Genomic DNA, 26,252 nt, shown 5'->3' with positions numbered 1-26,252 from the left:
GAATTTTATAAAGATTAATCTTAGCTTTAGGCCATAATTAAAGGGTTTATAGTATAAAAGTTAGTTGGTAACACACATGGAAGATTACAATAAGATTATTGAATCGCTTGGGGTGCGGTTCATTAAAGCAAAGAATCTGGTGTTGCAGCAGCCATTTACGGTTCGCAACGCTTACGATGTAGGCAATAACTTGATCCTGCTTCATAAAGGTAGCATCTTCTTTGGGGACGAAGAGCAAATGGTTGAAGAGGGAGAGCTGTTGTTTATACCTGGTGGCCGCAGCACGAAAGTAGCTTACGGACCTGCCGGGGAAGGAAAGACGATCTCTAACGATGACTTGATCACGAACAAAGAGAAGTTCTTCAAAAATAACAACGATCTTGATCTGATCGGTGATGCAGAGGAGAGCCATAGCTTTGTGAGCTTTGAGGCAAAGGTATTTGACTCGGTTAACTTCTTCGCGTCATTGGATCTGCCGGCATTCCTTATCTCTAACAACAACAAGCTGGCCAATTTGGTTATCAAAGTTGTAGAGGAGAGCATGCAGGAGCTGCCAGGTAAAGAGCGTCTGATCAATATCTACACCGAGAATATCGTGGTAGAGATCGTTCGTCATATCCTGCGCAACAGAATGTTTGTGGAGCAGCTGGCAACAAACAGCACATACTTCAAGGACCCTCGCCTTATAGACCTGTTCAACTACATCAAGGAGAATTTGGGCGGCGATCTGTCTAACAAAGTGCTTTCTAACGTGGCAAACGTGTCTGAGGATTATGTTGGCCAGTACTTTAAAATGCTGACGGGCATTAACCCGCAGGATTACATCGAGTACCAGCGTATGGAGCGTGCTGTGTTCTTACTTAGAACTACTAAGAAGAGCATCCGCGAGATTGGTAAAGAAGTTGGTTACAAAGATACCGCTTACTTCTGCCGTCGCTTTAAGATGATGTTTGGTATACCTGCCGGTAAAATGCGTCGTCGCGAATCAGCGATGAACATCTAAGGCAACGTTATACGAAGCGATAAGATTAGAAACCTCGGCCAAAAAGCCGGGGTTTTTTTCTATGTGATTACCGACTACAATCACATCAGCGCCGGCATCCAATGCAATTTTTGCCTTTGCTGTAGTATCTATACCGCCACCAACAATTACCGGCGCTTCCACGGCCTCACAAACTGCTGCAATCATCTCTGCTGATATAGGTTGTTGCGCTCCGCTGCCCCCATCCAGATACATATACTGCAAACCCAGCATTTCGCCGGCCAGGGCAGTGCAGGCAGCAATGGCTGGCTTATCGTAAGGCAAAGGGGTGGTGCCGCTCATGTAAGAGGCTGTAGTCTGGCGCCCGGTATCAACAAGCATATAGCCCGTAGGGTAAATATCTAACTGACTTGCTTTAAGTATAGGCGCCGAGATAACATGCTGGCCTATCAGGTACTCCGGGTTGCGACCGGATATAAGCGACAATAGTAAAATGCCGTCGGCTTGCTTATCTATGTGCAGGCTGTTGCTCGGGAAAAGTATAACCGGTATATCACTATGCTCTTTTATAAGACGGATAATACCGGTTTGGTTTTGGGAGGTGATCAGGCTGCCTCCTACAAAAAAGAAATCAACCTGATGGGTTTCGCTTAGAGATAGCAAGTTCAGGCAGGAGGCCTCGTTGAGGTTGTCCGGGTCGAGCAGTACAGCAAAATGCTTCCTGCCTGTTTTATGCTTAAGTGGGCGAAGGTTTTTAAACAGCATCCTCTTTTGGAACAATAATCTCAGTTGTCTCTACTACAGTAACCTCTTCTACAGGGGCTGCTGCAATATCGTCATTTTCAGAGATACTATTCAGATGGTCGCTAACCTTTTTCGTGATATACATCATTAATAAAGCCGCCGCTTGCGAGGTGATGACCTTTACCACATTAGAATCCAAAAAGCTTTTAGATTGCTTGTTGGATATGTGGTCTGCCTGGTCTTGCATAGGCTCGTTAAAGAAGCCATAGCCTTCTTGGTGCTGAGAAGCAGCATCGCGCTCTGGCATTACAGGAATGCCAGCCGAATCGTAGGTTCTGGACTGTTTTACTGCTTTCCCTTTTTTAGTTTTTTTTTTATCGCCGCCGCTTACCATGCGCTTCAGCAAGTAGCCAGCTAAAAGCACTCCACCGGCAACAGCCACTTTCTTACCGATTTCCTGGCTTTGTGTCTTAATGTTGTCCACATCGCCCAATAGTGCGTGCCTGTACTCTTCTTTTTGCCGTTCTAAAAAGTCCCGCTCGTTATCAAACAACGGGTTGGTTAGTTCGCTCATATGCTTTTTTCTCTTTTATCAGATTTATAGATCGTGTTATCCAAAGACTTATCGGCCATGTCCTGAAAAACTTTTTTATCCAGGCCAACCACTAGTACTACCAACAGTATAATATAAATAAGCGCTACAATGCCGAAGCCCCAAAATGAGCTGTCAAGCAGGTGATTAAGCAAAAGACCCAAAAAAATACTTACAAAAATAACGCACATCAGCCCAACAAAACCCAGCAGGATAGCATGTATTGTATTTACCAGTGCAGCTTTTAGTTTTTCTTGTATTTCTAATCGTATGATATCTATACGGGTATCAATATAACCCATCAGATTATCGATGAGATTAGTGCTTTTTTCGCGTGTGCCGTTCTCAGGAATAGTCATAGTTTTAAAGTGCTTTTTTGTTGCTTTTACTGTATACGTGGGTAAACTTAAAAATTTACGCCGAGTATAGCCGATTAAAAGTGTAGTACGGAATTTGATGTATATTGTCCGTTTTTAGTTAAATTTAACATCAATCTTTTTTAAGATCCTGTCTGTTTGGAGCGTAACTACTATAGCATTTTAGGCATAAGCCCTACAGCCACCATGCAAGAGGTAAAGGCTGCTTATAAGCGCCTTGCTATAAAATACCACCCTGATAAAAATCAGGGCAATGTGCTGGCTGAGGAAATGTTCAAACAAATAAACGCCGCTTACCAAACCCTCTCTAACCCGAATAAAAGAGCACGTTACGATCTGCGCCTGCAATATATGCGTGAGCGCCAGCGTGTACTGCACCAGCAGCAAGCCTATCAGGCAGACCCGCGCTATTACCAGACACGACCACCAGCCGGCGTTTCGGAGCGTTACTACCGCCCCATTAATCGCGAAAGCTATAAATTCTCCCGCAAAGATTGGTACATAACTATAGCCTTTATAGCAGGGTTGCTTACGTTTAGTCTTCTGCTAAAAGTTGTTATGGACTATGTAACAGGTGAAGATAAGTATAAAACTGCTTTAACCTATATAGCGGATGGAAGATATAGCAGCGCACACCGCCTCTTGTCTGATGCCATACATTTTATGCCTGAAAATGCCGATGCCTACGAAGCCCGCGCCATGATAGAGCTGGATGTCTACGAAAATTACCCGGCAGCCTTGCACGATCTGAACAAGGCACTAAAGCTGCGTGATAGCCCATCAGCGCAGGTGTACTTTATGCGGGGGCGCAGTTATCAGCAATTGGAGCAGTACCAGCAGGCTGAAAAAGACCTGACCAGGGCGCTGGAGCTAAACAAGAATTTGTGGAGTGCCTACCTGGCTCGTGGTGAAGTACGCCTTTTCTTTTTGAGTAAGTATGAAGATGCGATCTCAGATCTTACAGTATATCTTAAAAATAACAAACCCGGCAGCGAAAAGTGGATAGCTGCTCTTACTTACAGGGGCTTTGGTTATTCCAGGCTGAAAGATTTTTATGCTGCAGAGCAAGATTACCGGATGGCATTTGAACTGGATAAGCAAAATGGCCGTGTGCTATACTTGCTGGGCCGTAACGAAGTAGAGCAAATGAAGTCAGACTCGGCGTGCACTCACTTCTACCAGGCTTACCAGTTAGGGTATTCTGCAGCTATTTTTGAGATGCGGATGAACTGCCAGGAAATGTTGCCAAACTAAAATACTATAGCTATCCGGTGTGCATCTTTAATCCGGAATTAAAGTATAAAGCGATTGTTGCTTAGTGCAGCGTTGATGGTTTCGGAACAGGAGCCTGCTAAAACAAAAAACCCTCACCGTTGTTTTAGTGAGGGTTTCCAGTGGTGATGATTGGAATCGAACCAACGACACAAGGATTTTCAGTCCTTTGCTTAAAATGTTGGTTTCAAGCTGAATAAAGCACATTTGCAGGATTCATTTTTAGGGTTCTTAATATTCCGAAGCAGGTTTGCCATACACAGAGTTATACACATAGCTATACATATTTTTAGCATTATGCCGCAGTGGTGTCGCGGGATTCGGCTACACTCGCTAAAAAACAAGCGAGAATATGACCACAAAAGCTTACCTAAGAAAGCCCAACTCCAAAGGGCTTAGCCCCATTTCCATCTGGTACACACATCGGCACAAATGGTTTGCCGTTTCAGTAGGGATTTCTGTAGAACCCGACCACTTTGACAAGGAGACTGGAAGAGTAAAAAGGACACACGACTCTTACAGTCTTATGAATGCTGCTATAGAACAGGTGAAGACGAGATTGATGAATCACGCCTTAAAGCTACTCATCAATGGGGTAGACCCTTCTGTGGAAGCCGTAAGCAAGCTGTATGGAGGCAAAGTCTTGTCTACTGAGTTAGATGCTGTCAATGAGATAAAGCGCGACACACAAGCCCATACGCCCCCAATTACAACTACTAAATTCGACTTCCATAAGATACTCGAAATCTACTCTAAAGGGAATCAGGACATAAGTGTTAACACCACCAAGCAGTACAACCTGCTACGAAACAACCTCCTGAAGTTTGAAGAAAAGAAATCATACCCTTTGAGTTTTGAAGGCATGGACGATGATTTCTTTGAAGCCTATTCTGATTTCTTATTATTCGATTTAGACTACTATAATAACAGTTGGCATAAAAGTGTCGGCCTGCTGAAGGGCTTTCTTAATTGGGCACAGGACAAGCACTCTGTTAGTACAGTCAATCCAAGGTGCAGCAGGTGGAAGTCTTACAATGAAGAGAAAGACATCATTTACCTGAACCTAGAAGAACTAGACAAGCTTTACACTTTTAATTGGGATGATGTCAAAAGGAAGTACGTCGATTTGTTTGTGCTGGCCTGTGATACAGGATTCAGGATTTCCGACTTGTTTAGGAGTCGCCTGTGGCGTTTAGAGGATGGAATGATTTATACCACTACCAAGAAAACAAAAGGCGCTGCGAAAGTCCCAATCACGCCTAGGATAGCAGAAATACTGAAGCGATATGACTCAGACATGCGGGTGGCTTCTGAACAGAAGGCGAACAAGTACATCAAGGAGTGCATTGATGAAATAGGGCTGAATAATGATGTTACCATCTTAAGGTATAAGCGGAAAAAAGAATTTGAATCCGTGCGCAAACGTTGCGACCTGGTTACGTTGCATTGTGGCCGACGGTCATTTATATCCAACTGCTTTGCTAGGGGCTTCACCGAAACCGAGATTCTTGAAATGATAGGTTCAAAAGACTTAAGGACCATGAAGCGCTACCTGAAAATCGAGACTGAGAAGCTTGTAAGCAGGATGGCATCATAATTTGGAATATAGAAATAAAGTTATAGATTAAATAAAGTGACTGACGTATTTATGTTAAAATCGGTTAACTTGCCCAAAATATAGACTTGAAAATGATAGACGAAGAACTAGTATCAATTGATGATGCCGCCAAGATTTTAAATATAACTAGGCAGACGGTTTCTAAATATATAAAGGACAATAAGTTAAATGCTGTTAAATTGAACAAGAATTATAGGATTGCAAGTGCAGACCTAGAAAGCTTCATTAACTCCGGTGCCACCAATCACCCAATAGAAATTCCTGCCAAAAGGAAAGGAAGAAACTGCACATTAGAGTACGAAGGGAAAGTCGCCGAAACGCATGTGCTTGCAACCCCTGCGGCAGGCAGATTAGAATTGGTAAGAAATGAAATTGCGGTAGACTATAACAACTTTTATTTCGGGGACAACTTGAAGGTGCTTCCCCTTCTCTTGGAGAGGTATAGGGGGAGGGTTGATTTAATCTATATTGACCCGCCGTTCGGGACCGGGCAGAATTTTGCTGACATAGATAACGACCATGCTTACAGCGATAAATTAGTTGATAAAGATTTCTTAGAGTTCATCAGGGTTAGGTTGATACTGCTTCGCGAGTTTCTTTCTGAACAGGGCAGTATCTACCTGCACATCGATAAGAAAATCGGGCATTACGTGAAAATAATAATGGATGAAGTCTTCGGTTACAAAAACTTTATCAACGACATCACCCGAATAAAATGTAACCCTAAGAACTTCGCGAGGAATGCTTATGGCAATTACTCAGATATGATACTTTTCTATGCAAAGAATACAGAGAAGGTATTATGGAATGATGTAAAGGAACCACTAAGCGCTGATAAGCTTAAAGAACTTTTCCCTAAGAAGCATAAAATCTATGGGGCATATACGACGCACCCGCTTCATGCACCAGGTGAAACTAAAGACGGTGATTCAGGCCGTGAGTGGATGGGTATGATGCCGCCTAAAGGCAGGCATTGGAGACACAGCAGAGAAGAACTGACCAAGCTGGAAATGCAGGGCCTGATTGAGTGGTCTGACAAAGGCAATCCTAGAAAGATGGTGTTTGCTAAGGACCACGTAGGAAGCAAAGTGCAGGACGTTTGGGAGTTTAAGGATAAGGGCATGTCCTTTGTTACATACCCTACCCAAAAGAATCACGACTTGCTGAAGCGTATAATCTTGAATTCATCGAACCCAAACAGCATTGTCATGGACTGCTTCTCGGGGTCGGGCGGAACCTTGACGGTAGCAGCCGAATTAAAGAGAAAGTGGATTGGTATTGACCAGTCTGAAAAGTCTTTGGAGGTTGTACAAAGCAACCTCCAAAGTAAAAAGATACCTTATAACCTTTACAGATTTGTTGCAAGCCTATAGGCTTGCAACAAAATCCCCTAGTAGAAGTGCACTCATTATGCCGTAAGATGAATCTTTCACCTTTTTGTGCATTTTGTTGTTGGCTTCAATCCAAACTACACCATCTAGAACTGCAATACTAACAGCTTTTATTGCCTTTGCATTATCAACTAAGTTGTAGGCGTCGTTGAACTGTGCATTTTGGTGTCCGCCGAAGTCAGTTAAGAATTTAGACTCACCAATTACGTAGGTATTATCTTTCTTCAGGATAAAGTCCAGTCCCTTCTCAATCTTATAGTTTAGGTGTGTTTCAGCGAATGCAAGCAAAGCTGCATCTGAACCCTGCAAGCCAACTATACCTGTTGTTGAAGCAAGTACACCATGTTCGTCAAGCATCTGTACCCAAGTTTGGGTGTTAAGCCAGTTTCTGAACATAGGACCAATCTGACGGTTAGTCTCTTTTGGCTTGCTGCATTCAGCCATCATTGCATCAAAGCCCATGATGTAAAGACGCTGTGCCAAGCGGTTAATGGTTGCTGGGTTTCTCTTGATAGAAGGTTTGCAGCGTTTCAGATAAGCTACATAGCTGTCTTTTAGCGGGAATAATGGCAATGAAAGCAATTCTGTGATTAAACCTTCAGAGTCCTTTTTGTCAAAAAGGGTTTTTAATTTCTTAACCTTTGCGTCCGCTATCTCCCTCTCAGTTTCGGGATTCATTGGATATATAGCAAGCAGGTTATCCAGGTATCCGTCGGCACCGGCCAGCTTAATGCTTTTATCGACCCAAGGGTTTGTTTTCGTAGTGCTTGATACTACTTGGTTTTTGGTATTTGTCATCTATACAATTTTAAAATTCAACATATCCTTATATAGGAATATTGCTGCAAAATTAAAGAATTGTACAGTGTAATCCAATTAGACTGATTCTAATTAACGCTGGCGTAAAATGAGTTGACGATTATTCGATGATTAGGGCTTCTGTACTGCGCCCAGTCTACCGGTAAGTAGTTCATATTAGATTAAAGTACGGACGCGATATGGGTCTCCTGTGGACTCCAAGGGATAAAAAAAGAGGGACTAATTAGTCTCTCTTTCTCATTTGTACCATTCCTGTGTAAATGGCTTCGTGTAAATCGTCTAATGTGATGTGCTGTAGCCTTAAAGTGCCTTTAGCATGCCTTTGAAAGTGTCCTTGTTGGTGTAGGTGCATTATTACATAGTAGAAGTATCTCGGCACTAAGAACTCCCTGTTAACTTTAACACCGTAGTATTCTTTGGAATATTCGTCTGTTGGCTGTCCTACTGTCTTTTCCGCACCTTTTCTTTTAATGTAGAAGTCAGCATCAGGCATACCAAGCCTGATGGTAACCAGCCCCTGAAGCTTGTTCATGGCTAGTCAAGTTGTGGCTTGTGGACTTCGATAAAGGCGTGTAGGGCTAACTCGTAGATGTCTTCATCATTACGGTGGCACCAAACAAAGCATAACTCTAAGATTGATTCTAAGTAGTCCGATTCGTCTAAGGTGAAAGTGATGCCGCCATCTTGGTTCACATAATCATAAAAGGGATTATCAGGATGGAAACTTAAATCAAGGTCATTTATCAGATACACAAAAAAAGCAGAGATGTCTTCCCTGCTGTTGATGCTAAACTCTTTCATCTTCATTAGTATGTGATTAGAAGTTGAAGTGGGTAGCACTTGTCTTGATGAATCTCTATGATGAGTTCTTCAGAAGTGGTGTAGTTGATAACTCTATCGCCTTTGTGGTTAGTGAGGTGCATTAAAGCATTAGCTATTCTGCCTACTTGTTGGGGATTTGGTTTGTGGTGGAGTTCATAGGTGATGTAAATACAGCCTTTGGAGTGATAGCCTACAGTATCAGGGGTTACATCATAAACTCTAGTAACAGCCTTTTCAATTTGTTCAGCGGTAAAGCGTAGCGTTTCTATTGGCTGTTTCATCATTTTAAGAAGGAATTCCTGTTGCTTTTTCATTTGCATTTTTCTAAGTGGTTATTGAATAACTCGAGTATAGCAAGTGCGGAATTCCCATGACATCTTTTTGCTAATTATTTTAGCAAAGGCAATAAAAAAGCCTACCTCTTTTGGAGATAGGCTTTGTAAAGTGGGGGAGGGTAAGTTAAGCTGTTTCTAAAGCAGCTTCTTTAGTAAGCTGAAACTTGTAGTTGCGCATTGCTTTGTAAATGATGATTACGCCACCATCAAAAGAGTCAAAGCTTACTTGTCTGTACTCACCAACTTTCTCACCTAGCCAAGCAGAAAGCACTCTTCCCTGTGTTGCAGCAACGAAAGTAAAACCTGCTTTAACTCTGAACTGAATAATCAAGTCCCTGTTGTCATTGGTAAGGAAAGCTAAATCATATTTCAGTTCAGGATAAGCAGCGAATACATTTTTGAATGTAGCAGCATTTACTTGTGTGGTCGTGATGTTCTTAGCCATTGTCTTATCGTTTATGTGTTTATAATTAAATGATAAGCGAGTGTAAGAGTAACCGACGAAACCGCTGCGGACTTTTGCTAATTATTTTAGAAATATTTTTTTCAGGTATTAAAAAAGCCCCTCGCTAAAGGGGCTTTCTGTTATTCCGTGAAGTACTTTCTTGCTGCTTCTGTTTCTTCTGCTGTTAACTCAGCTTGCACACTTGGGTAATCTCTTGACACTACTAAATTTGCTGTAGAACCTTGTAAAGCTTCAAGTACCATTTTCTTTGTATCTTCTTTAGATGCTGGTATCGGCTGTACTTGTACTTGCTGTACTTGTAAGCGGTGTTGTATTTCCATTACGGCATGATACATCTCTTCAAAAAGGCTTGGTTCATCATTTATATTAACCAGGCGCTTATGAGGGTTGTCTTGAAGATACTCTTCTATAGTAAAGTATTTCTTTCTTTCAGCTTTCTCTTTCTCTATGCGCTTATTGCTTCTGTATTCATCAATCCACATTAGCAAAGGAATTGCTAAGGCAAATGCACCTACTGTAGCTAATGCTACGATTACTAATTCTAAAAATGTGATTTCCATTATTTGTTATCCTCTTCGGATTTTGGCCCCATGTCAGGGGTATTTAATTTAAGTTGTTTGCTTAAAGCTTTCGCTTCTGTTATCAGGAGTTCAGTCTCAATCTCCTTTAGTGTCTCTTCAGGTAACTCGAAGTCTTCACTTGGTTCGATGGTAAACTCTCTCAACTTGCCATCGATTTCTAGTTGTACCTTCATTTCGTTTCATCCTCAGTTACTGCTTTAAATAAGCCATACAATAATGAAAGCTTCACTGAAATCCAGAATAGAGTAGGGTTGTAGTTATAGAAGTCCTTGTAGACAAAGTAAAGCCCAATTAAACAGGCTATTGCTATGATAAATTTTATTAATGGCATCAAAGTATTGTAGTGATTAGTCTTACTAGGTTTAAAGCAGCTAGTACTGCTACAACCAGGAACACGCGTCCCCAGGTTGTTTTTGTGGCTGTCTGCCAGAGTGTAGGTGTCTTTTTCATTCGTTGTTGTTTTGATTTATACTATATAGTTCGTCCGAAGTCCTGCATTTTGCGTTTTTGAGAATTATTTTCGACTTTTTTTCTATGGACAAGATTAAGCTGAGAGACTACAGGCAGAAAAATGCTACCAGGTTATTTATGATAGGCGGTAAGGTGAGTGAGGATATGTACCCGAAGAAAAAGGAGATTCGCTTGGCAATGGCCGGTAGACCTTTTGAGTTTGTTTATGAAGGACCTGTGTCCAGGGCGAAGCCATTCCAGGTAAAGCTGTGGATTGAACAGGCACCAAAAGAGGATAACTATACAGGGCATGGTTACATGGACTACTTTAACCCAACCAGCAGGTTCGGCCTAGATGTGATGCAATCTTTCGAGTCCGCCTGCAAGTTTTACGAGAAAGAGTTTGGTTACTACCCCCAGCAGATACTTTTGGTGCGAGTATAGATACCAGATGCCTATTGCTTTAAATTTTTTTAGAAATTTTTTTATATTAATATTTTACGATTAGTATAATTATAAAATACATATTTCAAAAAATATAAAATTTAAGAAAGCTGCAAATATGCTTTGTGTAGGCTGATAATGCGGTCTTTTCATAGTCGGACCGTTAAGTTGTATATAATGTATAGGGGCGCTTTAATTGTACTCATGCTAGAATCGAGACCTTTGGAAATGGTGAATTATCTGTCTTACTTTGCCTCCGTTAAGTCGATACGTTGTTTGAAATATTGGAATAGAGAATTGGTGATGGGCGCGCCGTGTCCAGTCGTGAAAGGACACGGATAAAAAGTAAATAATAGACGTAAAAAGATGTTTAACTTTTAAGTAACCGATAATATGGAAGACGAAATACAAGAAGAGTGGTCCGATATTCCTGGTTACGACGGAAAGTACCAGGTGTCGAATTTAGGCAGAGTGAAAAGCCTTAAAGGTAAAAAAGAACGGATTCTGAAACCGCAGCGAACGACAACCTATAATACAGTCAACTTAAGTATCAATGGTAAGCACCAAACCGCCTATGTACATAGAATGGTGGCGGAAGCATTTGTGCCGAATCCAGATAATTTAAAGTTTGTGAGGTTTAATACTGACAACGGAGACTGTCGTGCTAGTAATTTGAAGTGGGCGTATTCTCAGTCGTGGGAAAAGGTGGACTATGAAACTTACATGACGCAACTTGATGAGGACATAGCCAGAATACAGGCCGAAACCAAGAGATATGACGAGAGAATAGCTGTTAATAAACAGACTAGACTATTGCATCAAAAAGCGTTAAAAGAACAAGAGAAGCATGATAAGGCCGAAGCTAAACTACAGCAGAAACTCGACAAAGAAGCTGCTAAAACTGCTGCTAAAAAGGAAAAGCTTCGGCTGGCAGAGTCAGCAAAGCAGATACGTTTAGAACTCGCTAAGAAGAGGGGTAAACTCAAATAGGAGGGACAACTGCGTCCTTTCTATTCCATTAGTAAAACCACACGATTTTACTGGTAAGTGCAAAAAATCTTCGGAAAATCCGAGGAAGGGATAACTATGCCCAATTTTTTAAGAAATCAACCAACCTTTTAACTATTAATAAAATGAACACATTATTACAAACACCAAACACAATTAAGCCATACACTGGCAGAACTATTGAGGTTAAAGTAGACCTAGAAAGCGAATATTATTATAGTCAATGTGAGTATCGACCATTTGACCATACTAAATATCGTAAAGGCTTATCAGTTGAGGTTAACGGAAGAACCTTTGCTTCCTTGAAACACCTTAAAGATTACTCAAATTACCTCCTTACTAATTCTAATAGCGGTAACTGGGTAGGGGTTAGACTTAATAAAATTGCTACAAACCACTTCAAGGGCTTATTCAAATTAGCAAATGTGGAAGTAGATAGTTTTAAAGACCTTGTCTTATGGAAAGCAGAATGGCCTGCAATGCCTAGGCGTATTGGCAGCTGGTCCGGTGTGATGTTTATCAGGGAAAACTTACCCGATATGCAAGTATTTACTGTGGAAGGGCTGATTACTGCAATATCTAACATACTGCACCCTTTCGCGCCGTCAAAGATACAAGGCATGATTCAGCACCTTAAGAGGTGGAGTAATTTGCCCAAGGAGTACACCGAGGAACAAATTCTTCGGGTGATGAAAGGTGAACCTGAAGAAGTTGTTTTCAAGGGCCAAGAAATGTACGATTGGCATGGTGAAAGGGTGGCAAAATACTATCAAGAAAACGGTTACGAGGCAGTTTATGACGGCGAGTTCTTTATGAGTATGAAAAAGAAGTCTTCAGATGTAGACGAACCGCTTCCATTCTAAAAACCAAAACTGACTAATCTGTATGAGGGGATATTGCTGCCGGTGGCCGAGACGCCACAAAAAATAGCATATCCCCTTATACCTTAACTTTAAACTTAACAAGATGAATAATTTAGAAAACGAAATCTGGCGAGATATACCAGGTTTTAATGGACGTTACCAAGTATCAAACTTAGGGCGGGTGAAAAGCCTGAAAAAAGGTAAAGAACTAATCAGAAAGATATACCAAAACAATGTATACCTCTTTAAAGAAAGGAGTATTAATTACAATGTTCCAAGGCTAGTAGCTGATGCGTTTATACCTAACCCCAATAATTTACCAGACATCATTCACATTTCAGGTGATGTAAAAGACAACAGGGCAGAAAACTTGCAAAGAGTTTTATTGCCACCGGTAACCACTTTGCCTGCGCATGCTATTAAAAATCTATTAGGGCCAAAATGGGGAACTACTTCTAAATATAAAGGTGTAACTCATTATCCTCAAAATAATCGATGGTTAACTACGATTAGCGTGTACGTACCAGATGGTAAAAAAGGGTATAAACAAGTTAACAAGAACCTGGGAGTTTACATAAATGAAGAGGATGCTGCCAAAGCGTATGACAACGCTTTAGCTGAACTAGGTTTTAGTCCAGTCAATAGAGTAGCCTAAATCCAAAATTGGGGATTTTGTATGACAGGGCTATGGACACCGCCGTCCCAAACGCCACAAAAAATGACCTTCCGCTTACACTGCCATAACACAGGTCGCACAGGCAGAATTGTACTCTTGCTTTTGTACTTTCTTGATGAGGTGGCTAAAACTGGCCGAAATAGCGCCATATAGTACAAATTAGGGGAATAGTCCTGCCCTGTTACGCCCCATAACTGCCATTATGTTAGGTAGAAACCACATTTACCCGAATAGTACAGTAATATGCGCAGTTATGTGGGTATTGTGCAGTAGTTTGGCTTAAATAGCTGTATTACTAGCAGTTAGGTAGTCGGAATGTAGTGTACATATGAGGAGTTACCCATATGTTCATACGTATTACTATGCCCACATTACTACCAAAATGCTTGTTTAGACGCAACCGGGGCACATTTCTGTAGCTTCGCCGCTGCTGGTGCCCCTGTCTGCGCTACTATATAGGTGGGTTATTGATGGGTTTTATGGATGTTTATCTGAGGTTTTGCACCTATCAATCAGTGTATCGGCATAAGTAATGTAGACATCTAATTACATACTTACTACTCTTTACTCTCCTACATATTCAGTGTATCGGCATAAGTAAGGCAAGCCTTCCTCTTGAGGTAATGAACGCTTATTTATTACTGCTTATCTACAAATAATCTGTAGGGAGAGGGATTCTTGTGCATATATAATGTCATAGTAATTCAGACTTTCTTGTCCTCTTGTGATATAAGAAGCGAATCACTCTCAAAAAATATTACTACCACAATGTTTAACACAGATGAACAACTACAATTCTGCATACCTAGCAATGTAAATGTTAGGCAATTATTAGTTGATGCTGGCAAGAATGTACGCTACATTAACTGCAACATAGACAAGTATCATTGGTTCTTCAATGCTTTGTTTGTGCGTTCCACTCTTAATAAGAAGTATCAGCAGGGCGATTATATTCCGATGAATACTGAACTGATGGTGTCTGTCCTGGGTGCCAGATATGTTGCCGACATCAAGAAGCTATTATCTGACGCTGGCATCATTGAGACTAATGAGGTACTTACAACTGAGGGTGGCAAGCATAATCTTAGGGGCAGGGAATCTATCGGCTACAGGCTGACTGAAGCTTACCAGGTACGGCACGTGAAGGTGTTGGAGGATTCTGACTCTACGTTTATACAGAACCTGAAGCAGGGACCGTCTAATGCTATCAAGAACATGGATTTCGTGACCCGTACCAGCACTTATCACTTAAATGACTTAGGTATCTACAAGGATGATGCGGATGCTTACATTGAGTCCTGGTACGCCCAGAACCTAGCTGTTGAGAATCCTTTGCTTAAGAAGGAACTTGACAAGGACAACAGGAAACGCACTAAGGAAGCTAACCGGCTTAAGAAAGCAGGGAAGCCTACCACGCTGAAGACGAAGACTTACAAGGAGATGCTGGAGGATAAGCGCCAGGCATACTTGCAGCAGGTGGACGCCATTTACAGAAAGGCGTGGTTGCCGATGAGAGACAACAAGGGCAGAAGGCTGCACACTTTCATCTCTAATATGTGGAAGGGTTTGCGCCAGTTTCTGTACTACAAGCCGAATCCTTCTTTGCAGCTGGTTGGACTTGACTGTTCAAACTCGCAGCCGTTTACGCTGGTGAAGATTATACTGGACTACTTCGAGGGTATTGACGAGATGCCAGCCGATGCGGAACACTACATCCACCTGGTTAGCAGCGGCGAGTTGTACAAGTACCTGTGGCTTGAGATGGGCAGGTGCATAGCCGAAGCTGAGTTCCAGGCGTTCAAGACGGACTTATTCGCTTTGGTATTCTACAGTTCAAACCAGTCGGGCTACTTCTCCAGGGAAGCGGAAACTTTCAGGCAGCGCTTCCCGACCGTGTACCAGATTATCATGAGTGAGAAGAAGTACCAGTACCAGCAGCTTAGCGTGGAAATGCAAAGGGTGGAGACAGAAGCGGTGCTTGATGGCGCACTTACTTACCTGTTCCAGAAACACCCTGACACTTTCTTTGCAAGCATCCACGATTCTGTGCTTTGCCCTGATTTTATGCAGGAAGAGGTTAGAGAGGTGATGCTTGCATATTACACTAAAGTGGTTGGCGTTACGCCGCACATCAAACCGGCAGAGAACATCAACACACTGAAGAATGACAACCAGGGAGACGAACTGAGACGCCTTTATGTGGCTTGGTTCTCTTCCATACTGAAAGATGAATTAATGGCAAATGCCGCTTAAAAATTTAAAAAGACAACCAAATGGAAAACCCTAAAGAATTAACAGAAGAGAGATTATTCTACGCCCCTGAAGAGGATGTTAAAATCGTTTACATCGATAAATTCGGTAACACGGAATACGGCCCGTATGATACTTACGAGGACATGATGGAAGCTGAGTTGGAGAGGATAATGGATGAAGACGATGACTAAATAAAAATGAAAACCTGGCGGGATCCCGCCAGGTTTTCAAGACTTTCACTCAGTATCGCAGTATAATATTACGCGAGTCATTGAGAGATTTGCTTTATGTTTCTAACAGGACGGGTTTTTAGATGTGGTAGTCTTTTCCTGTCCTGTTTTTTTCTTTTTTAAACCCTTGCCAAACCCATAATGAGAATAACATTATAGTTATGTATCCGATTGAGAAGAAAGAGAGTGCGTAAGTATAAAATTGTCGTTTAGCGTGCAACGACCAAAGATGGTCGTATTCACCTTTACTCACAGGGTCATTTGGGAAATAATATGACATGAATTGAGTGTCATAATTTTCAAATTTAATTGTGTAATAACTTGTCATTATTAGGAGTGGAATCGCAATGATAAAGAATACTCCAACAATAAGTCTCTTAACCCCTGGATTTACGCCATTGAAGAATAGGCCAATTGCTGATTTAGTCATGGTCAATAACATTATATAAAATATTGTCGAAGTCAAATATACTAATTTGGCAATAACAAATATACAACTATTGCTTTTGCAAATAATATAAGAAACAACTACTTAAGCCTTAATACAACCGCAATCACCGCTAAAAGTATAAGGCCGGTTATCACCAGGTAACGGACTATAATGTCCATTGCCCTTTCAAACCAGGATTCCTTTACTTCCAGTACCACCTTCTCTGTCTTGGTTACAGTCGTGTGCTTCTCCTGAAGCACAACGGTAGTGTCTATCGGTTCGCTGATGGCTTCAATCTCGAAGCTGTTATCATCGGACTTCCTCACCTTGTACTTCACTTTATTACCTTGCTTCTCCGCAAGCACTTCCCCAGGCTTTGCCGCATTAAACTTGCTGTTGAACTCGCTTATATCTTCCTTGCCTTTAGCGGTGTCGCCTTTTATGATGATGTCTACCGGCCTGTTGTATACTACAGTAGTTGAATCAGTAGTGGAATAGCTTTCCTTTACTTTAGCCGTCTTACAGCCAACTGCCAGCATAACCAGCAGCAGCAAAGCAAGCTTACTTAGTTTCCGCTTCATTCTCAGGTTCTCCTTTATTCTCTTCTTTTAGGTGTGGTGTTGTCTTTGATTTGAAGTAGGCTGGTACGATTCTGTCCAGGTCCAAAAGCCATTTTAGATGCTTGTACATCTTCTCTGGTATCAGCTTGGAATCTGCTTGGTGTAGGTTCTCGAATATGCTGAAGAAATAAGTTACCATGAAGCCACCTATCAGAAATTCAGGTAACATCAACCAGGCAATCAGCGGCATCGCCAGAGACATATGGTAGGCGATGGCAATTACAATCATCGTGAAGAAGATGTTAATCAGCATGCGCTGAAAGGTGAAGCTGTTAAAGGTGCCATTCTTGATTGTCTTATAGACACCGCTGGCCCAGTCGAATAGCATTATGACCGCCAGCAGAAGCACTGCCGCTTTGGAAGAGTAGATGAACCCTGCGACCTTTAGTATTACTGAGATAACACCGCCCAGGAAATTAAGGAACGGTGTTTTGAAACCCATCAGGGTAGTGGCGAAATCACCAACTGACATGAACCCGAAAAGGAATTTCCGGTTCTTATTATGTTTGTTCACTTCATAGCTGTTGTTTTTATGTTTGGCTGGGCCAATGGGTATTAAGGTATAACTGGTTGGTCACCCTTTATTATTGGGTTGTGTGTGATGTAGCCGTTGCCGCAGTACACGTCATATTCTTCTACATCAATCTTGTAAACTGGCCGTTTAATCATCAGCACCTCAATTGATGTGATTTCCTCGGTCGTGCCATCGACTTTTACCAGCGCATCACCTACCGCCACATCACGCGATTGCTTGAACCTGTATGCGCCGTCACTGTAAACAAAATGTGCGTGGTCGGCTGTTGATTGTAAAGCACCTGAGTTGAAATCATAGATGCCGACCACCGGAAATTCCTCTATACTTTTGATTTTGGCCGTTACTGGTGCGTGTTGCAGTTCAGCAACGTTCCAGTTCTTCACATATTCCAGTGATTCATTGTCCTTATCCAGTGTAGCTATATCATAACTTTCCAGTTCATCACCTACCACCAGATGTTCAATCATCTTTTCTGTTCCATCTGCCATTTTCACCATCGTACCTGCTACCAAACACGTGCCTTCAGATGAACATTGGAAACCGTTTTCCATCTGATAATAACCGCATTGCCCGTCGTGATAATAGTCAATACCTGAATAGTTTGTCCAACTTCCACAATCAGAATGTGAGTAAGTCCCATAAACAGGGCAAGAGTTATGCGTATAACCCCTGAAATCCAACAGTGAATTACCTATAAGATTAGAGTAAGCGAAAAGGTATGTTAAACTGTATGCACCCGAAGCGTAATACTTAAAAATCTCATAGTGTACATCTCGCATAGAAATTGCACCGTAACCTAATCCCATTATTTACTTTCTCCTTTCAGTAGGTTGATTTCATTTTTCAGTTCTTCTATCATCTGCTGTTGTTCCTGTACAGCCTTTGTCAACATCACTGTTATTCTTGAATAGTCAAGTGATAAAGTATCAACACCTACCACGATATTCGGTTCGATGGCTTGCACTTCTTGTGCGATGAATCCTACCTCGTTTTTTGATTCCTTGTCTGTTCTGTCATAAACAGCTGGTTTCAACTGCATCACCTTTGCGATACCAGATTCATATTCTCTGATATTAGTTTTAAGACGCGCATCTGAGTTAGCAGTTACGTTACCAGTAGCAACCACATCGCCTTCTACTCTGATGGATTTGGCGAAATAGAAACCACCCGATTTAGTTGTATTGAAATCAAAGTAAATACCACCGCCAGCGGCAAAAGTACCAACTCCGTTACTTACAGATAAAGTACCTGATGCTGTAATACTTCCACCTGCATTAATATTCCCATGTAATGAGTAATGACCGTATCTGGCATCAAACACGTGTCTGGTTGTATTATCCAATGTACAATGTAAACCTATACCGTTCCAGCTTGCGATTTTGATGTTATGTGCAGCATAAGAAGCAGCATCACCGTTACCTGTCCATACACCACAATTACCATAGGTAGTTGAAGTATCAAAACTTGAAGATTGGAATCTACCATTTGTAGCAACGATACCACCAGCAGGTTTAATGTTGATATTACCACCAGTATAACTTTCTATATCAACGTTGTGATTTGTACTTCTCTTAATTGATAAAAACTGTGCAGTGTCTGAATGCAGGTGTAAACCGCTACCAGTACCTATATTTCTGATGTTCAGGTTCTCATTGAAACTTGCACCACCCGTACCAGTGATAGAAGCTATACTGGTATTATTACTGTTCCATATATCCAACAGGTTAGCAGTTTGTGATGCTGCTGCTTTGATAACCAAACCCTTGACGTCTGCCGCAGGCACAGGCATTACCACCGACATCTCACCCAGTAAACCAACATTTGATAATGCGTTATCAACCACATTACTCATTCTCCTGCCTGCAAGCTGCAAAGCGTTCCAGGACTGTATAACTGATTGACCGGCAGAAACCTCCCTGATGGAGAAACCGTCTGTACCAATTACATAGGAGTGAGACTTCAGTATATTACCAACTGTTGCGCCTTGGGTGAATGTCGCAGAGTTTGCTGATAATACACCTGATACTGTTGTTGCACCTAACGTAGTCGCACCGTTCACCTGAAGTTCAGCCAACTCCACTTTACCTGTTGATGCTGCCCTTTGAACTACTGTTCCTGCAGTCGGCAGAACCGATGGTATGATACCGTCCAGTTTTGTCTTGTCTGTACTTGACATCAGACCGTTTACAGAAGTCGTAGCCACTGATGTTGATGCCTTACCGTTAAGCTGTGTCTGGATTGCTGATGTAACACCTGCTACGTAGCCAAGCTGTGTGGACGTAACCGTTGATGCTGCTAGGTTCCCGGTTGCATCGGAAATAATTGCCCTGGATGCTGTGAAAGTTGGCGATGCGCCACCCGTTGAGATAGTAACGTTGCCGTTCGCATCAGGCAAGTTTCCGTTAACACTTTTAACCATATCGGTATGAGTGTGCGTACTTGCCGCCTTACTGTTTAGCTGTGTCTGAATAGCAGAAGTAACACCTGATACGTATCCCAATTCAGTTGAAGTAACAGCCGAATAGGAAACCTTACCGTTAGCGTCGCTTATCAATGCCCGGTTCGTAGTAAGGTTGTTTGATGTTATGGTAGTGGCTGCACCTGTTATAGTTGCCTGGTAGCCGCTGTGTGAGTGTGTTATGTTAGCCTTGCCGTTTAGCGCATCAGACAAGCCGGTAACGTCGGAGATACTATGTGTATGTACAAGAGACGCCATCTTTGCCACCTCTCTTTGAATTTCGTAGTGTGTATGTGACGAACTCCAAACCGTATTTTCATAGTAGTCATCATCATTGATGCTTGGGATGGTCAGCGAAGCAATTTTCTTCTTCACCCATCCCACGTTTGGAATCAAAACATCATCAGCAGAATCTAATGAATCAAACTCTGATTCGACATTAGTAGAATTATAACAAATGGATTTATTGAATATTAGATGCCCGTTCACATACAACGCTTCATCTGGTATGGAATCTATATCTATGTTGTTTAACCTAACCTTTCTGTTAATGATATTAGTCAATACTTCACGTACCGCAGCAGGTGTTATTTTGCCATTAGTGTTATCATAAATGGCATCTGCCATTAGTTGTAGTAGTGCATCTTTCGTCATTTTAGAGTAATAATTTTTTTCTAAGGTTATTATTGGAATCCATCATGGAATCCATCACTGAATGCACCAACAGGTTTAATACTGTATGAACCACCAGTGGTAATATCTTCTGTGATGTACATTTCACCAGCATATTTAATCTGGTGTCCCAAGTTTAGTTGTGTCTCAAAGGTCAACCCGTTGTTTATCAAGATGTCCATTACATCTTCCATGTTACCAGTCAGCATACAGACTATGTCGAAAACACTCTGTTCCGCTTTTACTCGGTATACTTTAACTGTTGACGGTGTAAGCACCGGTGCGTCGCCATCGCCGTTGCCTGAGTTGATATATGGAAGTGCTACTGGATTGGTAGACACCAAAGATGAACCTGTGGTAATGCGAGTCTTGCCTAGGTGCTTTACTATGTAGTTATCCTGTACACCGTATGTTATGGAAGCGGGTAGGGTAGAATCAAATTCCAGACTGTTCAGCACCAACAAGTCAATAACACCTTCCATTGTCCCGTAGGTGGTGAGTGCTACATCATAGATGGTTTGGTTTGAACTTGTGTTAAATGATTCTTGTGACATCCCATTCGATTTCCATTTTTTCTAAGTCGCCTACTGTTACCTCTTTAACCTTGTAACCGTCCGACTGTAGTTGAATCTGTATTTCGCTTTTCAGTTCCTGCTGCATCCCTGCGGATTTCAGGTAAGACTGCAAGCCTACGCCCACAAAAGGGAATTCCTTGTACCAGCCTTTATGTGAAATCAGAATGTCCCACACGTGCTGGTTATCGGAATCACCGGCAACCAGGTCACCGTTGACTATCGCCAAATCACCGTCTTCGTTCAGTAAAAAATCCTGTGCTTGCATATTAGTATAAATGGGGTTTTAGCGGTGTGTTTAGGAAAGATTGCCTGTCCCTGTACCAGTTTGTGCCGCAGCAGTTCCGGTAGTCGCCACAGTAACCGTCACCGTAGCAGACTTGATGTAGTTGTCAATGATGGTAGCCAACTCCCTTGCGAAATCCTGGTTAGCCTGTTGTGGATTTTCGGTCCTCTTGCTTAGGTCTGTCAACAGGTTCAGTACCTGCATTTCCAGTGTTTGTTTTACCAGTGCCATTACTCTTTTAATAGTTTGTTTAGTCTGGTCTTGAGATTTGTGAAGTCCATCGCATTGATGGGCGTACCAGATGGGCCCATAGCGGTTGTTACCGTCATTCTTCCTATAGCATCAAAGAAGTCAGAAAGGATGGCTTTGAGGGATTCATTCTCTGTCTGGATGGTATACAGTTCGGCAGTCTCAACCATAGACACAAAAGCATTCGTTTCATTCAGGTAGCTTACCAGTACTTTAGAACCCACCTTAGGCGTAACCACAAAGCCTTTGCCTTCACCAGCACTCAGCCTTACATCAAATAATTCCAGGTCTTCCCTCAGCAGTAGCACGTCGCAGGTGTTGCCATTCACAGCAGTTACCTCTGCTATAGAACTGTAGTACTCCTTGTTGTTTGCCAGGCGCTGTATTGCATTCTGTATGTTCATCTATGGGTTAGGATATTTTTTGGGCCAGCGTTACCTGCTGCCTGAAGCCGTTGTTACCGAAAGTGGTCGTAACTGCCTTTACTATGTAAGTGCCGTTTCTCTCAGGGTATTGCCAGTCAACCAGCTTGGCCGCATCGCCGTGTCTGACGCGAGGGTTTCCGAAAGTGGTGAAGTCGCCTTCAAAGCCGCTGTACTTGTACTTGCTGATGCTGTTATCAGCCAGCACTTTCAGGTCTTTCGCAGAAAGGTTATAAGCAAAGATGTCGCGGGACTCTCCGTCTGCGTCGCCTGTCTCATACTCAATCTTCTGGTTCTTGTCGTCAATGCTGGTGGCTTTGATTTTAATCTTTCTGTCCTCAGCTGATAAGTATTCCAGGGAGTCGTCTATAATTTGCTGCTGAAATACGAATTCCTTTTCCAGGCGGTAGCTTGTGGTATTCTTGGTGTTGTAGGCCATGCCCACGTACAATTCACCGTCCCTGAAGAAGCTGTTAATGCCGTAAGTCTTCTTAAGTTCCTCTAACACTTGCACACCCGTAGCCTTCTTGATGATGAACTGGCCTAGCTGTACGTCCATTGTTATATTGACTTTGAATTTCTCGTCAATCTTTTCCATTAAGAAATCAACCAGTTCTTTCAGGCTTACCTTTTTGAAGCTTTTGTTGTAGGTAACTTTCTTGAACAGGTACATCGCATCCTCGCAGACAATCTCAAGTGGTGTTTGCGTACTTACCTTTGTCACATAGCCGGTGAAGGTTTTCTGGTTTTTGAAGTCGTAACCCAGGTTAACTTCCACTTTGTCGCCTATCTTGAAGATGGTGTTGTTGCTGCCCTGGATAATCGGCTTGCCCTGCCACTGGATTTTAGTTGGCATCCTGATGGTACACTTGTCAGTGAAGTTCTCATAACTGGACTCTATCTCTACCTCGGATACATAATTGATTTCATGCTGGCCTATCTTTATCAGATTAGTTAATCGTTTCATTCAACTTGTTAGAGTTTTAATTCCAGCGGTTCGTCGCTTAGTGCGTTGAAGCTGAATAGCTGCGTGTTGGTGTAGCCTTCACGGGATGGGAAAGAGTCTGATGTCACCACCAGGTTGTAGATGCTGAAGAGGGAAAGCAATTCTGATTCTACTTTGATAGCAATAGGGGCATGCAGAATGTTGTTGAGTGTTCTTACTTCCTCGGCAGGAAAGCCTTTGCCTTTAGAAACTATAGCACCGCTGATGGTAACTTCATAATCACCATTAGATATGTATTCCTTCACAGTACCATGCATACCGTTAATGGCAGTCTGTACGATATTCTTTGAAGATGAAATTTCCACAAGCACCGTGTCCAGTAATATTTCATCACCAGGGACTGTTACTTTTTCCCATTTACTGGTTCTTAAATCATACTTTTCAATCTCATAGTCCGGTAGTACCAGCTTCACGGTAGTAATTAGTTGCCTGCCCAGAAAAGCTGAGGTATCGCCAAAAGCTTTCTCATACAGCGCTGGTTTTACATATGCGTTAGCGAAAGTAGTAGTGACCAGTTCCAGCTTGTTTGTCTGTAGTTGCTGGTATGTCTTAGGTAGTTGATAATCTCTTTCCATTCCTGTTAATTATAATTTGCTGACAGGTCGGACACTGCGCCTGTTAATGCTTCCAACACCATCTTCCTGATGTTTTCTTTCGACTCGTTGATGTTGGTGTTGTAGTTCTCGAAGCGTTCAATAAGCTTGTCAATCCTGATGTCGATGGTGGTGCTTTTTGAACCGGAAGCTGAACCGATAGCCGATTCCAGTTTCTTGTCTGCACTGGCAGAAGCAGCCGCCTTTGAAGCTTTTGAATTAGTAGCATCACTTACTTCGTCTGCTATGGTTGAAGTCGATTTCTCGTCTGCCCACATATCAACTGTCATTGGGGCTTCCCAGTCTTTCTTCATCCTGGCTTGTTGTTCGGCTATTTCCTCATTGCTTTTATAGATACCATCACCAATGGAAGCTGCACCTTTTTTAACCTGGTCCCAATCAGTATTGAACACGCCAGCAATCATATCACCTATACCACCAAAGATTTTGGTAGCCATAGTAGCGATGTCCTCGAAAGCATACTTGAAAGTGAGGTAAAGGAATTTAACTGCCTTCTGAATCCATTCTGTTCTCTTGTACCAGTCTGCAAAGGCCTTGATAATCTTAAAGACACTTGTGTAAACTGTAGCAAGGACAGTCGCGAACATTTTGATGATAGGGGATACCAACTTGATTACCGTAGCGATACCATTAAATACAGATTTAAGCATCTCGCTACTATCACCTGTCATGCCCATTTCTTTTCGGATTTGCACGAAGGCGTCTTTGATGGGTTTAAACGCGTCCATCAGTGGCTTGAACATAGAACCAAGCCTTTTCTTATTGGTGTTGATGAAGGTCATTAAAGTATTGCCTGCGTCAACTATAGACCCCATCATTGGAAGCATCATTTCACCTAAGCCTGAACCCAGGTTCTGTACCATACCCATTAATGATGATAGCCTGCCGCCAAAAGTCTTTGACTGCTTCTCCATCAAGTCGCCCCACTTACCGGACTTACCGCCCAGTTCGTCAAATGACTTCTCAAGCATAGCAAAGGAGATTTTACCTTCGCTACCCATCTTTTTAACCTGGTCAGTACTTACACCCATCTGTTTTGCCAGGGACTCATATACCGGAATACCGGCTTCTGTCAGCTGGTTCAGGTCTTCTGCCTGGATAATGCCAGCCAGCTTATTCTTACCGTAAATGGTTACAAGTTCATTGAAGTCTTTGCCAGTTGCAGATGAGATATTTCCCAGCGTGGAAAGTATGGGTTTCAGGTTCTCGGCTTCTATACCGAAAGCCAATAAGGACTGGCCTGCCTTTAGTACTTGTGCGTCGTCAAATGGTGTAGCAATAGCGAACTTCTGTAACTCCTTTATGACAGCGTTGCCTTTCTCAGCAGAACCGGTAAAGGTCTCAAACCTTACCCGCGTCTGTTCCATCTCCATACCCATCTGCCCAACCTTATAGATGGCTGCGCCTAAACCAGCTACTACACCGGCAATAGACAAGCCCATCATACTAAAGCCAGCGCCCAATACATTGACACCTTTAGATGCCGATGCGGTAGTACCTCGCATCCTGCCTACTGAGTTATTCAGTTGCTGAACACTCCTGTTTGCACGCTGCATCGGTGAGGTGAATTTATCTTTGAGTGATATTACATATTCAACTATGTTAGCCATTTACACTGTGTTATTTGACAGTATAAAGGCCCGTTTACAGGTGTGTTTTAAATGAAAAAGGGTAGCTATTTCTAACTACCCTTTCCAAAGCTTAAGATGCCTTGCTTGTCTAATACCCACCTTAATTCCTGCCACAACTCAATAAATTCATCAGGTTCTAAATCGTCTGGATTGATTTTATAATGGAAGCGAATCAACGCCTTTATTTGCCTGAAGTAATCCTTATCACTTAATGTTTGTCCTAATTTTTTTTTATAACGATGTTATAGCTTTCGATATAAGATGATAATATCATTGCCGCCGATGCCAATACTTCCGCATCATTGTTTAACTCGTCTCCTTCTAAGAAGCATTCAAGCACCATAACTTCACCTAATGTAAAGGGGTTGTCAACGCCTTTTGTAAGCATTGTAAACAGCTTCTTTTTCACCTGGACACTTGGCTTCTCAAAATGTGCAAGTAAGGTGTTACCGTTTGTATCGGTTGCTTCAATACTGAATGCTGCATTGATGCCTTCAGGTGTGTCTACTAATTTTGCCGCGTTGAAAGTAACAACTTCCATTAGGCGTGTTGTTGCCGCATAAAGCGCCTCTTCATCAGCAAAAAGATTATCGCCACTTACTAGGTTATTCTTGATGAATTGTTCCGCTAACGGGAAGTAATCATCAGTACCGATAGTAAGGTGTATTTTCTTTCTCTCTTCAATGCTTCCTTTCTTGATGATGGTGTTGTACTCTTTACCGTTGTTGTCTGTAACAGTCAGGGTAAATGTACCTGCTAATTCTTGTGTGTTTTTCATTTCCTGGTATTCCAATTTTATATACCAGTATAAAGGAGAAAGGGAATCCTGTCTTT

General features: G+C 42.1%; 33 protein-coding genes. 10 read left to right on the top strand and 23 right to left on the bottom strand.

Annotated elements, in window-relative coordinates:
• Positions 1-76: 76 nt before the first annotated feature.
• Positions 77-1,003, top strand: a complete 927-nt coding sequence (locus tag K0O23_RS04065; RefSeq protein WP_219876111.1) for an AraC family transcriptional regulator — start codon at positions 77-79, stop codon at positions 1,001-1,003.
• Here the strand turns inward: K0O23_RS04065 and K0O23_RS04060 are convergent.
• Genes K0O23_RS04060 through K0O23_RS04050 form a run of 3 tightly spaced genes read right to left on the bottom strand, consistent with a single transcriptional unit; the run spans position 986 to position 2,677 of the window.
• The gene (locus K0O23_RS04060; RefSeq protein ID WP_219876110.1) at positions 986-1,747 is read right to left on the bottom strand and encodes a geranylgeranylglyceryl/heptaprenylglyceryl phosphate synthase; all 762 of its coding nucleotides are present in this window, start codon (positions 1,745-1,747) and stop codon (positions 986-988) included. The genes K0O23_RS04065 and K0O23_RS04060 overlap by 18 nt on opposite strands.
• Entirely contained in the window at positions 1,737-2,300 is a 564-nt protein-coding gene (locus K0O23_RS04055) for a hypothetical protein (RefSeq protein ID WP_219876109.1), read from the bottom strand. Before K0O23_RS04055 ends, K0O23_RS04060 begins: the two co-directional genes overlap by 11 nt.
• The gene (locus tag K0O23_RS04050) at positions 2,297-2,677 is read right to left on the bottom strand and encodes a phage holin family protein (protein WP_219876108.1); all 381 of its coding nucleotides are present in this window, start codon (positions 2,675-2,677) and stop codon (positions 2,297-2,299) included. The genes K0O23_RS04055 and K0O23_RS04050 overlap by 4 nt, the downstream gene beginning before the upstream one ends.
• A 156-nt stretch (positions 2,678-2,833) precedes the next feature.
• On the opposite strand from K0O23_RS04050, the gene K0O23_RS04045 reads away from it, so the two are divergent.
• The 3 genes from K0O23_RS04045 (at position 2,834) to K0O23_RS04035 (ending at position 6,958) form a co-directional block, all read left to right on the top strand.
• Entirely contained in the window at positions 2,834-3,949 is a 1,116-nt protein-coding gene (locus K0O23_RS04045; protein WP_219876107.1) for a DnaJ domain-containing protein, read from the top strand.
• A gap of 370 nt (positions 3,950-4,319) precedes the next feature.
• Positions 4,320-5,564 (top strand): tyrosine-type recombinase/integrase, encoded by a 1,245-nt coding sequence (locus tag K0O23_RS04040; RefSeq protein WP_219876106.1) that lies wholly within the window; start codon positions 4,320-4,322, stop codon positions 5,562-5,564.
• 92 nt (positions 5,565-5,656) lie between these two features.
• Positions 5,657-6,958 (top strand): DNA methyltransferase, encoded by a 1,302-nt coding sequence (locus tag K0O23_RS04035; protein ID WP_219876105.1) that lies wholly within the window; start codon positions 5,657-5,659, stop codon positions 6,956-6,958.
• Here K0O23_RS04035 and K0O23_RS04030 read toward each other — a convergent pair.
• The 7 genes from K0O23_RS04030 to K0O23_RS04000 form a co-directional block, all read right to left on the bottom strand.
• Positions 6,953-7,774 (bottom strand): hypothetical protein, encoded by an 822-nt coding sequence (locus K0O23_RS04030; RefSeq protein ID WP_219876104.1) that lies wholly within the window; start codon positions 7,772-7,774, stop codon positions 6,953-6,955. The genes K0O23_RS04035 and K0O23_RS04030 overlap by 6 nt on opposite strands.
• Positions 7,775-8,018: 244 nt before the next feature.
• Positions 8,019-8,327, bottom strand: a complete 309-nt coding sequence (locus tag K0O23_RS04025) for a restriction endonuclease subunit S domain-containing protein (protein WP_219876103.1) — start codon at positions 8,325-8,327, stop codon at positions 8,019-8,021.
• A gap of 2 nt (positions 8,328-8,329) precedes the next feature.
• Positions 8,330-8,602, bottom strand: coding sequence for a hypothetical protein (locus tag K0O23_RS04020; protein ID WP_219876102.1), 273 nt, complete (start codon positions 8,600-8,602; stop codon positions 8,330-8,332).
• Positions 8,602-8,931: a hypothetical protein gene (locus K0O23_RS04015; RefSeq protein ID WP_219876101.1), complete on the bottom strand. Its 330-nt coding sequence runs from the start codon at positions 8,929-8,931 to the stop codon at positions 8,602-8,604. The genes K0O23_RS04020 and K0O23_RS04015 overlap by 1 nt, the downstream gene beginning before the upstream one ends.
• Positions 8,932-9,076: 145 nt before the next feature.
• Positions 9,077-9,397 carry a hypothetical protein gene (locus K0O23_RS04010; protein WP_219876100.1) on the bottom strand — a complete coding sequence of 107 codons (321 nt, stop codon included), beginning with the start codon at positions 9,395-9,397 and terminating at the stop codon, positions 9,077-9,079.
• Positions 9,398-9,537: 140 nt separating this feature from the next.
• The gene (locus tag K0O23_RS04005) at positions 9,538-9,978 is read right to left on the bottom strand and encodes a hypothetical protein (RefSeq protein ID WP_219876099.1); all 441 of its coding nucleotides are present in this window, start codon (positions 9,976-9,978) and stop codon (positions 9,538-9,540) included.
• Positions 9,978-10,172, bottom strand: coding sequence for a hypothetical protein (locus tag K0O23_RS04000; RefSeq protein ID WP_219876098.1), 195 nt, complete (start codon positions 10,170-10,172; stop codon positions 9,978-9,980). The genes K0O23_RS04005 and K0O23_RS04000 overlap by 1 nt, the downstream gene beginning before the upstream one ends.
• A gap of 361 nt (positions 10,173-10,533) precedes the next feature.
• On the opposite strand from K0O23_RS04000, the gene K0O23_RS03995 reads away from it, so the two are divergent.
• The 6 genes from K0O23_RS03995 (at position 10,534) to K0O23_RS03970 (ending at position 15,884) form a co-directional block, all read left to right on the top strand.
• Positions 10,534-10,893 carry a hypothetical protein gene (locus K0O23_RS03995; RefSeq protein WP_219876097.1) on the top strand — a complete coding sequence of 120 codons (360 nt, stop codon included), beginning with the start codon at positions 10,534-10,536 and terminating at the stop codon, positions 10,891-10,893.
• A 393-nt stretch (positions 10,894-11,286) separates the two neighbouring features.
• On the top strand, positions 11,287-11,883 hold the full coding sequence (locus tag K0O23_RS03990; protein ID WP_219876096.1) for an NUMOD4 domain-containing protein: 597 nt from the start codon (positions 11,287-11,289) through the stop codon (positions 11,881-11,883).
• Positions 11,884-12,026: 143 nt separating this feature from the next.
• Positions 12,027-12,764: a hypothetical protein gene (locus tag K0O23_RS03985; RefSeq protein WP_219876095.1), complete on the top strand. Its 738-nt coding sequence runs from the start codon at positions 12,027-12,029 to the stop codon at positions 12,762-12,764.
• A 103-nt stretch (positions 12,765-12,867) separates the two neighbouring features.
• Entirely contained in the window at positions 12,868-13,419 is a 552-nt protein-coding gene (locus K0O23_RS03980; RefSeq protein ID WP_219876094.1) for an NUMOD4 domain-containing protein, read from the top strand.
• A 789-nt stretch (positions 13,420-14,208) separates the two neighbouring features.
• Positions 14,209-15,693: a hypothetical protein gene (locus tag K0O23_RS03975; RefSeq protein WP_219876093.1), complete on the top strand. Its 1,485-nt coding sequence runs from the start codon at positions 14,209-14,211 to the stop codon at positions 15,691-15,693.
• A 20-nt stretch (positions 15,694-15,713) separates the two neighbouring features.
• Positions 15,714-15,884 (top strand): hypothetical protein, encoded by a 171-nt coding sequence (locus tag K0O23_RS03970; RefSeq protein ID WP_219876092.1) that lies wholly within the window; start codon positions 15,714-15,716, stop codon positions 15,882-15,884.
• A gap of 118 nt (positions 15,885-16,002) precedes the next feature.
• Here the strand turns inward: K0O23_RS03970 and K0O23_RS03965 are convergent, their stop codons facing one another.
• From K0O23_RS03965 to K0O23_RS03905, 13 genes are all read right to left on the bottom strand, one after another.
• A complete protein-coding gene (locus K0O23_RS03965; protein ID WP_219876091.1) occupies positions 16,003-16,353 on the bottom strand; it encodes a hypothetical protein in 351 nt (116 codons plus the stop codon).
• A gap of 98 nt (positions 16,354-16,451) precedes the next feature.
• Positions 16,452-16,934: a hypothetical protein gene (locus K0O23_RS03960; protein WP_219876090.1), complete on the bottom strand. Its 483-nt coding sequence runs from the start codon at positions 16,932-16,934 to the stop codon at positions 16,452-16,454.
• Positions 16,915-17,487 (bottom strand): phage holin family protein, encoded by a 573-nt coding sequence (locus tag K0O23_RS03955; protein WP_219876089.1) that lies wholly within the window; start codon positions 17,485-17,487, stop codon positions 16,915-16,917. The genes K0O23_RS03960 and K0O23_RS03955 overlap by 20 nt, the downstream gene beginning before the upstream one ends.
• A gap of 41 nt (positions 17,488-17,528) precedes the next feature.
• Positions 17,529-18,059, bottom strand: coding sequence for a Hint domain-containing protein (locus K0O23_RS03950; RefSeq protein WP_219876088.1), 531 nt, complete (start codon positions 18,057-18,059; stop codon positions 17,529-17,531).
• A gap of 254 nt (positions 18,060-18,313) precedes the next feature.
• Complete coding sequence (locus K0O23_RS03945) at positions 18,314-20,341, bottom strand: tail fiber domain-containing protein (protein WP_219876087.1); 2,028 nt, start codon at positions 20,339-20,341, stop codon at positions 18,314-18,316.
• A 308-nt stretch (positions 20,342-20,649) separates the two neighbouring features.
• Entirely contained in the window at positions 20,650-21,192 is a 543-nt protein-coding gene (locus K0O23_RS03940; RefSeq protein ID WP_219876086.1) for a hypothetical protein, read from the bottom strand.
• On the bottom strand, positions 21,173-21,478 hold the full coding sequence (locus K0O23_RS03935; RefSeq protein ID WP_219876085.1) for a hypothetical protein: 306 nt from the start codon (positions 21,476-21,478) through the stop codon (positions 21,173-21,175). The genes K0O23_RS03940 and K0O23_RS03935 overlap by 20 nt, the downstream gene beginning before the upstream one ends.
• Positions 21,479-21,508: 30 nt before the next feature.
• Complete coding sequence (locus K0O23_RS03930) at positions 21,509-21,727, bottom strand: hypothetical protein (protein WP_219876084.1); 219 nt, start codon at positions 21,725-21,727, stop codon at positions 21,509-21,511.
• Positions 21,727-22,149 carry a hypothetical protein gene (locus tag K0O23_RS03925; RefSeq protein ID WP_219876083.1) on the bottom strand — a complete coding sequence of 141 codons (423 nt, stop codon included), beginning with the start codon at positions 22,147-22,149 and terminating at the stop codon, positions 21,727-21,729. Before K0O23_RS03925 ends, K0O23_RS03930 begins: the two co-directional genes overlap by 1 nt.
• A 7-nt stretch (positions 22,150-22,156) precedes the next feature.
• Positions 22,157-23,134, bottom strand: a complete 978-nt coding sequence (locus K0O23_RS03920) for a hypothetical protein (protein WP_219876082.1) — start codon at positions 23,132-23,134, stop codon at positions 22,157-22,159.
• Between the two features lie 8 nt (positions 23,135-23,142).
• Positions 23,143-23,748 (bottom strand): DUF6046 domain-containing protein, encoded by a 606-nt coding sequence (locus K0O23_RS03915; protein WP_219876081.1) that lies wholly within the window; start codon positions 23,746-23,748, stop codon positions 23,143-23,145.
• Between the two features lie 5 nt (positions 23,749-23,753).
• Positions 23,754-25,397, bottom strand: coding sequence for a tape measure protein (locus tag K0O23_RS03910; RefSeq protein WP_219876080.1), 1,644 nt, complete (start codon positions 25,395-25,397; stop codon positions 23,754-23,756).
• 241 nt (positions 25,398-25,638) lie between these two features.
• Entirely contained in the window at positions 25,639-26,196 is a 558-nt protein-coding gene (locus K0O23_RS03905) for a hypothetical protein (RefSeq protein ID WP_219876079.1), read from the bottom strand.
• Between the last annotated feature and the right edge of the window lie 56 nt (positions 26,197-26,252).

Source organism: Pontibacter aydingkolensis (assembly GCF_019443125.1).
Lineage (GTDB): Bacteria > Bacteroidota > Bacteroidia > Cytophagales > Hymenobacteraceae > Pontibacter > Pontibacter aydingkolensis.
This window is presented reverse-complemented; position numbering and strand designations above follow the sequence as displayed.